Origin of the sequence: Nevskia soli (genome assembly GCF_903970205.1) — a bacterium.
Classification (GTDB): Bacteria; Acidobacteriota; Terriglobia; order Bryobacterales; family Bryobacteraceae; genus Bog-113.
Genome location: NZ_CAJCHS010000434.1, coordinates 1 through 13,049 on the forward strand (window position 1 = coordinate 1; position 13,049 = coordinate 13,049).

At 59.4% G+C, this 13,049-nt stretch carries 8 protein-coding genes; 3 read left to right on the plus strand and 5 right to left on the minus strand.

Going from position 1 to position 13,049, the window contains the following annotated elements:
* Positions 1-555: 555 nt before the first annotated feature.
* Positions 556-2,187 carry a chaperonin GroEL gene (gene groL, locus H1Y01_RS18590; RefSeq protein WP_180542222.1) on the minus strand — a complete coding sequence of 544 codons (1,632 nt, stop codon included), beginning with the start codon at positions 2,185-2,187 and terminating at the stop codon, positions 556-558.
* Positions 2,188-2,231: 44 nt separating this feature from the next.
* Positions 2,232-2,555 carry a co-chaperone GroES gene (locus H1Y01_RS18595; protein ID WP_180542224.1) on the minus strand — a complete coding sequence of 108 codons (324 nt, stop codon included), beginning with the start codon at positions 2,553-2,555 and terminating at the stop codon, positions 2,232-2,234.
* A 233-nt stretch (positions 2,556-2,788) separates the two neighbouring features.
* On the opposite strand from H1Y01_RS18595, the gene H1Y01_RS18600 reads away from it, so the two are divergent.
* A complete protein-coding gene (locus H1Y01_RS18600) occupies positions 2,789-3,190 on the plus strand; it encodes a DUF3224 domain-containing protein (RefSeq protein WP_180542226.1) in 402 nt (133 codons plus the stop codon).
* A 278-nt stretch (positions 3,191-3,468) separates the two neighbouring features.
* Here the strand turns inward: H1Y01_RS18600 and H1Y01_RS20185 are convergent, their stop codons facing one another.
* Positions 3,469-3,558 carry a DUF433 domain-containing protein gene (locus tag H1Y01_RS20185; protein WP_219341685.1) on the minus strand — a complete coding sequence of 30 codons (90 nt, stop codon included), beginning with the start codon at positions 3,556-3,558 and terminating at the stop codon, positions 3,469-3,471.
* A gap of 429 nt (positions 3,559-3,987) precedes the next feature.
* Between H1Y01_RS20185 and glgP the strand changes: the two genes are divergently transcribed.
* Together glgP and H1Y01_RS18615 are read left to right on the plus strand one after the other, a co-directional pair.
* Complete coding sequence (gene glgP / locus H1Y01_RS18610; RefSeq protein ID WP_180542228.1) at positions 3,988-6,540, plus strand: alpha-glucan family phosphorylase; 2,553 nt, start codon at positions 3,988-3,990, stop codon at positions 6,538-6,540.
* 33 nt (positions 6,541-6,573) lie between these two features.
* Positions 6,574-9,909, plus strand: a complete 3,336-nt coding sequence (locus H1Y01_RS18615; RefSeq protein WP_180542230.1) for a TonB-dependent receptor — start codon at positions 6,574-6,576, stop codon at positions 9,907-9,909.
* A gap of 532 nt (positions 9,910-10,441) precedes the next feature.
* Here the strand turns inward: H1Y01_RS18615 and H1Y01_RS18620 are convergent.
* On the minus strand, positions 10,442-11,551 hold the full coding sequence (locus H1Y01_RS18620) for a M24 family metallopeptidase (RefSeq protein WP_180542232.1): 1,110 nt from the start codon (positions 11,549-11,551) through the stop codon (positions 10,442-10,444).
* A gap of 8 nt (positions 11,552-11,559) precedes the next feature.
* Positions 11,560-13,049, minus strand: a 1,490-nt coding sequence (locus tag H1Y01_RS18625; RefSeq protein ID WP_180542234.1) for a transketolase C-terminal domain-containing protein, incomplete at its 5' end; no start/stop codon positions are given.

A 13,049-nucleotide genomic window follows, 5' to 3' on the forward strand; every position in this document is an offset into this window, starting at 1 on the left:
TGCGGCGACGTGTCGGAACGTTTAGATTTCCAACGAAAGAGTTCGAGCTATGGGCGCATCAGCAAGCACGCCTAGCGCCAAACGTTCAAACATATTAATCTAAACGGGTTAGGCCCCCGTGGGCTCAGGTGAATATATGAATTTTGGGAGGATTTCAGGAGCTAACCCTTCTAAAAAGCGGAGGTATTTCCGAGGCCATTCCGTTGCTGGCCAACACCGGACTTTAACCGCCTAGCCTGCGGGACGGTGCGTGCTGACGCTCGCCGCCCAACTCCGCCAAAAAGACGCGGCTCTGATTGCTTGGATCAAGAAGGCTTGGACCAAGAAGGCTTTGACCAGGAAGCAGGATCGTTTTCCCGGAACGCTGGCGCTCCTGCGAACGCGATCGGCGCTCGATCTTTTTTCGGCGTTTTCGGGTCGCTCAGATCGTTACCGGCCTGCGATGCGACTTTCTTTGAAGTAGGCATGACGAATCCGCCGAGGTTCGCCTGCAACGAAAAAAGCCGCGATTCCTTTCGGAACCGCGGCTTGTTGTCAAACAGGTTGGAGTCGAGCTTAGTAGTCCATGCCTTCCGGACCATGTCCGCCAGGACCGCCGGCCGGAGCACCCTTCTTCTCCGGTATCTCGCAAACCATGGCTTCGGTGGTCAGCATCAGACCGGCAATCGACGCCGCGTTCTGCAGCGCGGAGCGGGTCACCTTGGCCGGATCGATAACGCCCGAGGCTACGAGGTCTTCGTAGACTTCCGTCGCGGCATTGAAGCCGAAGTGCGGGCTGGGGTTCTCGCGGATCTTCTCGATCACGATCGAGCCTTCCACACCCGAGTTGTTGACGATCTGGCGTACCGGCTCTTCGCAGGCGCGCTTGATAATGTTGACGCCAATTTTCTCGTCGCCTTCCAGATGAAGATCGTTCAGCTTCTTGGCGGCACGCAGCAGAGCCACGCCGCCACCGGGAACGATTCCTTCTTCGACAGCCGCGCGGGTCGCATGCAGTGCATCTTCCACGCGAGCCTTCTTTTCCTTCATCTCGGTTTCCGTCGCCGCGCCGACCTTGATGACCGCGACGCCGCCGGCGAGTTTCGCCAACCGCTCCTGCAGCTTCTCGCGATCGTAATCGGACGTGGTCTCATCGATCTGCGTCCGCAGCTGCTTGATGCGGCCTTCGATCGCCTTCTGCGAACCGGCGCCATCCACCAGCGTCGTGTTGTCTTTGTCCACGGTCACGCGCTTGGCACGGCCGAGATCTTCCAGCCGGACGCCTTCCAGCTTGATACCGGTCTCTTCGAAAATCGCCTTGCCGCCGGTGAGCACACCGATGTCTTCCAGCATGGCCTTGCGGCGATCGCCGAAACCAGGAGCCTTCACGGCGCAGGCGTTCAGGGTGCCGCGGAGCTTGTTGACGACGAGGGTGGCGAGCGCTTCGCCTTCCACTTCTTCAGCAATGATCAGAAGGGGCTTGCCGGCGCGGGCGATTTGCTCGAGCACGGGCAGCAGGTCCTTCATGTTGCTGATTTTCTTCTCGTGGATCAGGATGTAAGGATCTTCGAGAACCACTTCCATCCGGTCCGGATCGGTAACGAAGTACGGCGAGAGGTAACCGCGATCGAACTGCATACCGTCGACGGTGTTCAGTTCAGTGGTCATGGTCTTGGACTCTTCCACCGTGATGACGCCGTCCTTACCGACCTTCTTCATGGCTTCGGCAATGATCTCGCCGATGTGGCTGTCGCTGTTGGCGGAAATGGTGCCAACCTGGGCAATCATGTCGCCCGAGATGTCTTTCTTGAAGCTCTTGATTTCTTCGACAACCACCGCAACGGCCTTATCGATACCGCGCTTGAGGGCCATCGGGTTCGCGCCCGCGGCCACGGCCTTCACGCCCTCGCGGAAGATCGCCTGAGCCAGAATCGTGGCCGTCGTGGTGCCGTCACCGGCGACATCGCTGGTCTTCGAAGCCACTTCGCGCACCATCTGCGCGCCCATATTTTCGAGCGGATCTTTCAGCTCGATTTCCTTGGCAACCGTCACACCGTCTTTGGTGATATTCGGGCCGCCGAATTTTTTCTCGAGGACCACATTGCGGCCCTTGGGACCGAGCGTGACCTTCACCGCATCCGCGAGCTGGTTGACTCCGCGCAGGATCGCCTGGCGGGAATTTTCTGCATATACAATCTGTTTCGCCATAACTTATATCTCCGGTTGTTCTTTTACGAAAGTGTTACGAAAACTTAGCTGGCCTTCGACTTCGAGGCCGAGACGGGTTGCTTGTCGAGGATGCCGAGCACTTCGTCCTCGCGCATGATCAGGTACTCTTCGTTATCCAGCTTGATATCGGAGCCGGAATACTTGCCGAACAGAATGCGATCGCCAACCGTAACGTCCAGCGCGACCACCTTGCCATCTTCAAGGCGCTTGCCCTTGCCGACAGCGACCACTTCGCCTTCCTGCGGCTTCTCTTTCGCGGAATCCGGGATGTACAGGCCACCCTGCATCTTCTCGGTTTCCTCAATGCGCTTGACCACGATACGGTCGTAAAGCGGACGAATCTTCATCGATTGAACCTCCAACTTTTTTACTTGCGGGATTTGGTCGGAACCCGGTCTCAAGACCTGCGGTTCCTACGCCACTATTATTAGCACACTCGGCGCGCGAGTGACAACAAATTTCTGTAAGTTGTTGATTATGAAACCAAAAAAGGTGATGACGCGCCGCAGAGTCGTCCCTGCCCTGGCGAGTCTCGATTCGCCATCCACTGAGCGGAACACCATCCGGTACACTCACACGCATGACCCATCACGCCCGCGGCGCGTTCACGGTAAATGTGAAGCCGCTAACCCCCGCTCCAGCCGACGGAATTTCCCGCTTCTCCATCGACAAGCAAATTCAAGGCGATCTCGAAGCGACCACCAAAGGCGAGATGTTCTCCGCCGGAGATCCCCAGCACGGCCAAGCCGGCTACGTCGCCATCGAAGTCGTAACCGGCGCGCTGAAGGGCAAGCACGGCAGCTTCGTCCTGCAGCATTCCGCAATGATGGACCCGAGCGGCCGCAAGATGTCCGTCAACATCGTCCCCGGCTCCGGAACCGGCGACTTCAAAGGGATCACAGGCACGCTCGACATCCAGATTGCTAACGGCCAGCATTCCTACGATCTGGAATACACCCTGCTCGAACCCACGCAGCCATAGCACAAAACTCACACTGAGCCCGACCGAAAGGGAGGGTTGCCCAGCAGCGCCAGACGGCCTCGCCGCGGAGGGCTATCGTTCCAGTCACTTGTCCGAGCAGCAACCGAACGCGCGCCTTGACGTCCGTCGATGGCTGGAGAGCCGCAACGTCCCCCCTCGGATCTCGCCGCTTCTTCGGTCGGAAGATTTTCGTCAACCTTGAACTTCACGCGCTAAGTTCGAGCGGCAGTTCTAAACTTCCCTCTCTCGCCAATTCCCCGGCGTAAGAGAGCGCAGCGCTAATGTCGTCGCTGCAATGAAGGGTAGCTGGCGATAATCTCAACGCGATCCGTACCCGCGGCCATGTTGTCGAGGATCACAGAAACCATGATTCTCGTTCCACGGAAGCAAGCAAATCAGCCCTTCAAGAGTAACTAATCCACCCATAGCCGGATCCTCGAATTCTGTGGCCTTGAATTTGAACCGGCGCGCGTCGAGTTCCACAAGACCGAATGTAATGTCCGCACGGCAAGCTCAGAGAAGGTTCGGCAGCCGATTATCGCGACGGGCTCCTCCAGTGGCGCAGCTACGAACGCTGGCTCGGCCCGTTCAAGGACATTTTGGACGATGCACGAATCCGGTACCGCGAGTCGGGCGGTTGTGGTCGAGGCGCGCGCCTCTGTAGACTCGTACGTTACTGTGCCGCGACGGTTACGGAGTGGTTACTACTACCGCTTTCTAGCCCTCCTCCAGACATTTTGCTGGCGATTTGATGCTCATTCCGGCAAACTGATAGCATCAGCCCGGCCCAACCAATCATGAGCAACGAAACTCCAATCAGCAAATCAACCTACACTCACCAGCCGAATGAAATCGAAGGATTCGATTCGCTTGCGGAACTCGCTTTAGATTTACGATCGTCCTGGAATCACGCCACCAATGACGTGTGGCGGCAACTCGACCCCGAGTTATGGGCGATGACGCATAACCCCTGGGTCGTCTTGCAGACCGCCTCCCGGGACAAGATCAAACGGCTGTTAGCTGACCCTGTCTTCCGAAAGTATATTGATACCTTAGTTGAGCGTCGGCGAAATGCGCTGGAGGCTCCCGCCTGGTTCCAGAAGATTCACCCCAACACCTCACTTACCTGCGCAGCCTACTTCAGCATGGAGTTTATGTTGAGTGAAGCGCTGCCCATTTACTCCGGCGGTCTTGGGAATGTAGCCGGAGATCAGTTGAAGGCCGCCAGCGATCTCGGCGTGCCTGTCGTCGGTGTGGGTCTACTCTATCAGCAAGGCTACTTCCGCCAGGAGATCGATAAAAACGGCGCGCAGCAAGCTCTTTACCCGTTTAACGACCCTGGGCAGCTGCCTATCTCTCCGCTGCGCGAGCCGAACGGCGAATGGCTGCGCTTGGAGATCGCATTGCCCGGATACTCCGTCTGGCTGCGCGCCTGGCAAGTCGAGGTCGGCCGAGTAAAGCTCTATCTATTAGATAGTAACGACGCCGCTAACTATCCTGCGCATCGGGGGATCACGAGCGAACTCTATGGGGGCGGCCCGGAACTGCGCCTGAAGCAGGAACTGGTGCTCGGGATAGGCGGCTGGCGGTTACTCGCCGCGCTAGGCATCCAACCCGAAGTCTGTCATCTGAACGAAGGGCATGCCGCCTTTGCCGTGCTGGAGCGCGCCTTGGCATTCATGGAAGCAGCCGGCGTACCCTTTGACGTAGCACTGGCCGCCACTCGAGCGGGCAATCTCTTTACCACTCATACAGCTGTGCCGGCCGGTTTTGACCGTTTCCCTCCGGCCCTGATCGAGCAGTATCTCGGCAATTATGCGACCCGGAAACTCGGGATCACGACCCATGATCTGTTGGCTCTCGGCCGCCAGAACCCGGACGACTCTGCCGAGGCTTTCAACATGGCCTACCTGGCGATTCGCGGCTGCGGAGCGGTCAGCGGAGTCAGTCAGCTGCACGGCAAAGTGAGCCGGCAAATTTTTCAGTCATTGTTCCCGCGCTGGCCGCGGGAAGAAGTGCCGGTTGGCTACGTCACGAACGGAGTTCACGTGCCGACGTGGGACTCCCAGTTATCCGACAAGCTCTGGACCGAAGCTTGTGGAGTGGACCCCTGGAACGGGTCAATTGAAAACCTGGAGCATGACATTCGCGCAGTCTCCGACGAAAAGCTCTGGCAATTCCGGAACGATTCGACCAAGTCTCTGGTTGACTACGCGCGCGACCGGCTGTCCCGGCAACTTGCCTCGTCCGGCGCCTCAACCGAAGCGGTCGAAGCTGCCCGGCATCTCTTCGACCCAAATATCCTTACCCTGGGCTTCGCGCGCCGCTTCGCCACTTACAAGCGGCCCGACTTACTCCTCCACGACGAAGCGCGCTTGCTTCGTCTACTCAGTAACTCCCAGCGTCCCGTCCAACTAATCATCGCCGGCAAAGCCCATCCGGCAGATCAGGGCGGTCAGGCCTTGATTCAAAGATGGGTTCAATTTATCCGGCGACCCGAAACCCGCGCCCACGCTATCTTTCTTAGCGACTACGACATGCTTCTAACCGAGAATCTCGTGCAAGGCGTGGATGTCTGGATCAACACCCCGCGACGTCCTTGGGAAGCTTGCGGTACTAGCGGCATGAAAGTGCTCGTTAACGGCGGCATCAATCTTTCGGAGTTGGATGGCTGGTGGGCAGAAGCCTACACGCCGGAAGTTGGGTGGGCGCTCGGCGATGGCCAGGAGCATGGTGATGATCCGGCCTGGGACGCGGTCGAAGCAGAAGCGCTGTACGGTCTACTCGAACGGGAAGTTATTCCCGGATTCTATGACCGCGACAAGCAGGGCATCCCGCGCGGTTGGGTTGCCCGGATGCGCGAAAGCATGGCGCGATTGACGCCTCGCTTTTCAGCGCATCGCGCCGTTACCGAATACGCGGAGAAGCACTATATCCCGGGCGCCGGGGCTTTCCGGCTGCGCGCCGCTGATAAAGGCGCCCCCGGGAAACAAATCGTCGACTGGCAGCGCGACTTGCAAGAACGATGGGCGATGCTGCGGTTCGGCCAGGTAAGGGTCGATAGCGATCAAGCCCATCATAGGTTTCAGGCTCAAGTGTTCGCCGGTAAGTTAGATCCGAACTTATTACGAGTCGAACTTTACGCTGATGGTATTCATGGAGGTCCTCCGGTCGTACAGGAGATGGAGCGCAAAAGTCAGGATGCGGACGGCGCGTACGTTTACACCACCGAAGTAACCGCAAGCCGCGCATCCTCAGACTACACAGCGCGCGTCATACCGCATTTCCAAAGCGCTGGTGTTGTGGCGAAAGTCCCTCTGGAAGCCAACTACATCTTATGGCAGCGCTGATCGCAAGAATCTTTTACGGCGTATCCTGAACGGATGCGCATCGCCCTTTTACTCCTCTGCGTGGCTGTACTTGTTTCCGCCCAGGAACACGCTGCCAATCAGTGGACCGGCACAGTCCGTCATGCCGACGGCAGCGGCGTAGCGCAAGCGACAGTAGAACTTCGCTCCGCTACTGTTGCCAAAGCCACAACCTCCGCGGCCGGCGGTAGTTTTCACTTCGAAGGTTTGCCGCCAGGAAGTTATCGCCTCTCCGTCCAACAGAATGGGCGTGAATTCATCTACGCGAAATCGCTTCAGCTCCCGATGGACGGCATCGCGAAACTAACCATTACGGACAACGGTTCGGTAACTCTAGAATCCACCACCGCGCCCGTCTCGAGCGGTGGCCAGACACTCTCCGCCGACGCGGTTGCCGCCATCCCGCTCAATAAGCGCGATTTCGGCCAGTTGCTGTTGCTTGCCGCGGGAACTATGACGGACACCAACGGCGCCAGTAACTTCACCCAACAGTTCGCGGTCAATGGGCAACGCGGCGTCGAAGCCGTTTTCGCCATGGACGGCGCGGATTCCAGCGACCCCGAACTCGGCGGCGCTACTCTCACCAACTTCAATGTCGACGCCGTTCAAGAAATCCAATCCTCCTCCGGCTGGTTGCCGGCGGATATTGGACGCGGCGCTGCGGCATTCACCAATATCCTCACCCGCTCGGGCAGCCGCCATTTCCACGGATCGTTATTTGAGTTCGTGCGCAACTCCGCCTTCGATGCACGCAATTTCTTCGACCGCGAGACGGTGGCCGACCCCGATCGCATCCCCCCGTTTCGCCGCAATGAGTTCGGCGGAACCGTCGGGGGTCGAATTACTGACAAGACTCAATTCTTTGTGGAATACCAGGGTTTCCGCCAGGTTCTCGGAACCACTCAGGTACTCGCCGTTCCTACCGCCAACGAGCGCGCCGGCATCGACACTACCGTATTCCCCGGCGACACACTCTACGTTCCCGTCAATCCCAAAATCGCTGCAATCCTAAGCCGTTATCCGCTCCCCAATGATCCCGAAGGTCCCTTCGGAGCCCGCACTTACGCCACGTCTTCTAAAGTCCAAACCGATGCCGATCAGTTCTCGATCCGCCTCGATCACCAGTTGTCTTCTAAAGACCATCTCTTCGCCCGGGTAACTCGCGACAACCTTACCGGACCCACCACCAATCCCGACCAGACCGCCATCGACCCGAACTTCGGCATCACTTACAACGACCATCAACGCAACGCGGTCCTCAACTGGACCCGCACGATCTCGCCGCAAGTCTCCGCCGAATCCTCCATCGGCTTCACCCGTACAACTCCGTCGTTCCCTACACCCGATCACACCGACCCCTCCGTCGTTTTCGCCGATAGTCTCTATGAACCGTTCAACGCTGCCGGCGGTTCCGTAACAGCCGCGCTCGGCAACTTATTCCACTTACGCCACAACATGCGTTGGACTCATGGGAAGCACACCATCGAAGCGGGAGCGGAATGGCGCGCGAATCGGGATACCACTTACTTCGGCCAGGCCCCCAATGGACAGTTCACCTTCGGCGGAGGCGCCGCCTACGCGACGGCCGATATAGTTTCCGCCAGCGGTCTCCATAACATCACCGCAGGCGAGCAGTTACCCGACACGCTTTCCGCGTTTCTCATGGGCAGTGCCTTCGCCTACACCGTCGCGGTTGCGCCGCCGCAGTTCCCGCAGGGCAGCCAGATCGGTGTGGCTGCCATCTCAAGGTACAACACCAACTTCTATCTTCAGGACACCTGGAAAGTATCCAACCAGCTTGTACTCGATTACGGACTCCGCTACGAACTCTACTGGCCCATCACCGAGCGCGCCGATCGCACGGCGGGTGTCTCTTTGAGCCCGACTCCTGAGTACCTGATCAACGTTCAGCCCAGTTATCGCTTCACGGGTAACGACTGGGATCCGCGCCTCCGGATCAGTTGGCAGCCTTCCGATCAGCCGTGGTCGAAAGACTTCTGGATCAGGATCGGCGGCGCCATCACCACGATTCCGCCCAACATTTGGCAAGACAACCTGCTGACCGGTGCGGCGCCCTATGTCGACTATCCCCGACTTACCGCCGCCCCTGGCGCTCCACTCTTGTATGGCACCACGATCACGCCGCAAGACTTACCCGGTGTCTATACTCCCGGCGGTTCCAATATCCTGGCTTCAGGTAACTCGAAAGCCGTCCCTCCGAACACTGTCTGGGACATCGATAGCTTCGAGCAAGGCATCGCCGCACTTAGCGCCGGCCACCAGATCTCACCCTTGAACGTCAACGCCATCTCACAGGATTTCCGGAACGCTTACATGGCGACTTGGTCGCTATCGCTCGAACGCCCGGTCGGCCCGCTGCACGCCAGCGCCGCGTACGTCGGAACCGCTGGTATCAGTCTTCCGGCGATCAACTTCCCCAACGGTTTCCCCGGCGCGACGCCCGCCTTCGCGCCTTACACCGAGTTCAATTCGTTGGGCGAACCGATCGGCGGATTCGGCACCGTGTCGCTGATGACGAACCGCTCCCACGCCAGCTATCATTCGCTGCAAACATCGCTGCAGGGCAGCATCCCTCACGGCGGACCGCAGATTCAAGCGAACTTCACGTGGTCCAAATCGCTCGACGACGACAGTACCGTGATCGGCGGCATTGCCGGCGGAATGCTCGGCGCCGCCGCCCTCGCATGGCCGCAGGATCCGTTCGACACACGCGCGGAGAAAGGACCTTCTTCCTTCGACGTCGAACGCGTCTTCACCGCAACCGCGATTCAAGACCTCCCCGTGGAAGCCATCCCGCCGCTTCGTCATCTCAATCGGAAACTAACTCGGGGCTGGCAGTTACTTAGTATCTCGACCATCACCAGCGGCTCCCCGTTTACCGTTTACTCCGGCGTTCAACAAACCGGAGCGGGTTCCAACGGCACCGACCGGCCGGATCAAGTCGGCACGCCCGACTTATCCACGAGCCGGACGATTCGTGAAGACTACTTCGGCTTAGGCGCGAACAACGCGTCTTACTTCTATATTCCAATCGATCTGCCCGGCGGCACCGGACCGAACAGCGGCTACTTCGGCTCGCTAGGCCGCAACACTTTCCGAGGCCCCGCCTTCCACGACTTCGACTTCGCATTCATCAAGGACACAGCCATCAACTCGGATTCCGCAAACCACCTGGTAACCGTAGAGTTCCGCGCCGAACTCTTCAATTTATTCAACATAGTGAACTTCGGTCTACCATCGAACGTTGTGACCGGGTCCGGATTCGGCGAAATCAGCCGCACGTCTTCCAATTCCCGGCAGATACAGTTCTCGCTCAAGCTACTCTTTTGAGGAACTCGCGCAAAACGGAGCGCGACCCGCGCCGCCAAGCTTTTCACGAGTTCCTCTTTGGTTTGGCGGCGCGGGATCGCGCCCTTTGCGCTTCTGAGGCACTCGCGCAAAACGGAGCGCGCCCCGCGCCCTTTGCGCTTCTAAGCTAGCAGCCCGTGGTGAAACCCGCTCCCCTACGGCCGGGGATCTGTCACGCCTTGATCTGCTGAGTTCGGCATGACCATCACAGCCCCACTCCGAGCCCGACCGAAAGGGAGGGTATCCGGGTGGAACGGTGGATGTTGGGGGTCATTTCGAGGGAGCCGCGCGAGTAAGCCAGCGGGTTTTTTTGACTTCAACGCGGGACCGTCGGGGCTCAACCTGGAACGAGCTATAACGCGCAAGTCCGAGAGCGGACGTAACCAAGTGGTCCCATAAAAATCGCCGTAAGTGGCCTGGATCATCGGCGCCAGGGGTTCAGCCGTCCTGGCACTCGGGCTTGCTCCTTGGCGTCTCCTCCCCTTTCGGCGAACCCGAACTGAAGCGCTGACGGCTAAAGCTCAACCAATTCTTTCGAAGTCGGCGTCAGGATTTCACAACCCGTGTCCGTCACCACGACGGTATCTTCGATGCGTATGCCGCCGTAATCCTCAAAATACACACCGGGTTCAATGGTGATCACAAACCCGGCTTCGACAACGGTCTTCTCTTTCTTCCCGATGCGCGGGGGCTCATGGATTTCGAGACCGAGCCCGTGACCTGTGGAGTGAACGAACGCATCTCCGAATCCCGAACTCTCGAGAACGGCGCGCGCGGCAAGATCCACCTTTGCGGCGGAGACTCCCGGACGTACCGTGTCGATTGCGGCGAGCTGCGCCTCCAAAACCGCGCGGTACATGGTCTTGAACCGCTTCGGCGCCTTGCCCACAAACATCGTGCGCGTCATGTCGCTTGCATAGCCGTTCTGAAAAGCGCCCATGTCGATGAGGAGCATGGCCTTCGTTTCGATCTTCGCGTGCGTCGGCCGGGCATGCGGCAGCGCACTGCGAGGCCCCGCCGCAACGATGGTTTCGAAGGCCGGCATCTCGGCCCCGGCGCGGCGCGATTGGTAGTCGATCTCGGCGGCCAGTTCCGATTCGCGCATTCCCGCGCGGAATCGCTTCATCGCCCGCCGGAGCGCGCGGGAGTTGGTCTCGACCGATTCGCGGATCCACTCGACTTCCTGCGGCGACTTGCGCATGCGCAGCCGCTCAACCGCGCTATTTACCGGTAGCAGGTTGCAACTGGGCGGAACCGCGCGCTTCAGCGTTTCCCAGGCATCGAAGCCCATCCGGTTTCGCTCGAATGCCAGGCGGCGTAGCTTTGACGTTTTCAGTGCTCGCGATACCGCTTGAATCAGTGGTCCTTTTTCGATGCGCGCCGGAAACGGGCATTCCTGCGCGGCCTGGATCGCGTAGCGCGGGTCGGTGAAGAGCGTCGCGCCGCCGCGGGTGACCAGAAGCAGCGCGTTGCTTCCGGTAAATCCCGAAAGATACCGGATGTTGGAAGCGGCGGATATGAGGATCGCGTCCGGCGGCGGACCGTCTTGCGAGCTGGTCGCCAGTGCGCTGACGCGCGCGGGATAGTCGACCCGAGCGGTGGGGTCAACTTCGTTATTGGGCACGCGGACCGTCAGTACGCAAGCAGTTTCTCGATTTCAGCGGCAATGTTCTCGGTCTGAGGAAGAGTCTCGTCTTCCAGATTGGGGTGATAACCGACCCAGGTATCTTTCGCTCCGATGCGCTTGACGGGCGCGTCAAGATAGGCGAAAAGTTCGTCGCCGATGCGTGCCGCGATCTCCGCGCCGTAGCCGAAGCTGAGGCAATCTTCGTGGGCGACGATGACGCGCGACGTCCGCTTCACGGAGTCGGCGATGGTTTCCCAATCGTAGGGCGCCAGGCTGCGGAGGTCGATAATTTCGATGGTCGAATCCGGATTGCGGCGCTCGGCCTGCATCGCGGCCTGGAGGCTTTTTTGAACCAGCGCGCCGTACGTGATCACCGTAAGCGAAGAACCCGGCTTAGCGATGCGGGCTTTGCCGAGCGGGATCATGTAGTCCGGGCCGGGATCCGCCGAGCGGTTGTAGGGCTCGCGATAAAGGCGCTTGTGTTCCAGGAAGAGCACCGGATCGTCGGCGCGGATCGCGGTGCGCAGCAGTCCGCAGGCGTCGAGCGCATTCGACGGAAAGACGACGCGGAGTCCGGGGTTGTGCGTGAAAATCACTTCGCCGCACTGGCTGTGATAGATGGCGCCGCCGTTCAGGTAGCCGCCGATCGGGATACGCAATACCAGCGGGCATTTCCAACCGCCGGCGGAGCGCCAGCGAAGGCTCACCATCTCGTCTCGGATCTGCATCATCGCAGGCCAAACGTAATCGAAAAACTGAATCTCGAAAACCGGCTTCAGACCGGCCGTGGCCATGCCGATCGCGCGGCCTGTAATCGACGCTTCCGCGATCGGGGTGTTGAAGACGCGGCGGCTGCCGAACTCGCACTGCAATCCGGCCGTAACTTTGAAGACGCCACCTTTGCCTTTGACCTCGGCGAGATTTTCTTCACGGCTGCAATCCGCAACGTCCTCTCCGAAGACGATGATGCGGCCATCGCGCGCCATCTCCTGACGCAGGGTCGAGTTGATCAGATCGACCATCGTCTTGGCCTCCGTTCCCGCGCCGCCATTAAGATCCGGCTCGGTATCGAAGGCGGGTCCGGTGGGGTCTACGGTCGGAGAGTAGAGGTGATCGAACACGCTGCTCTTGGCGGGCGGCGCGGCTTTCGACGCGCGCTGCGCGGCGGACTGCACCTGATCGTCGACTTCCGCAATCAGCGCTTCCAGACCGTGGCGATCGATGTGGCTGTGATCGATCAGCCATTGCGGATATTTGGTGATCGGGTCACGTTCGGCTTCGGCGGCGCGCTCGGCCTTGGTCTTGTAGGCGCGTTCGTCATCGGAAAGCGAATGCGAATAGGGCCGGACCACGTGGGCATGCACCAGCGCCGGACCGTGGTGCTCACGGCAGTACGCAAACGCCTGGGAACACGCGCGGTAGGAATCCAGAAAATCCGTGCCATCAATCTCAAGCCGGAAAAGATTGGGAAAACCGGCGAGCAGCGCGGAAATAT

Coding starts and splice junctions, on each gene's coding strand:
- groL (WP_180542222.1), bottom strand. CDS start 2,187: ATGGCGAAACAGATTGTATATGCAGAAAATTCCCGCCAGGCGATCCTG.
- glgP (WP_180542228.1), top strand. CDS start 3,988: ATGAGCAACGAAACTCCAATCAGCAAATCAACCTACACTCACCAGCCG.
- H1Y01_RS18600 (WP_180542226.1), top strand. CDS start 2,789: ATGACCCATCACGCCCGCGGCGCGTTCACGGTAAATGTGAAGCCGCTA.
- H1Y01_RS18615 (WP_180542230.1), top strand. CDS start 6,574: ATGCGCATCGCCCTTTTACTCCTCTGCGTGGCTGTACTTGTTTCCGCC.
- H1Y01_RS18595 (WP_180542224.1), bottom strand. CDS start 2,555: ATGAAGATTCGTCCGCTTTACGACCGTATCGTGGTCAAGCGCATTGAG.
- H1Y01_RS20185 (WP_219341685.1), bottom strand. CDS start 3,558: ATGGTTTCTGTGATCCTCGACAACATGGCCGCGGGTACGGATCGCGTT.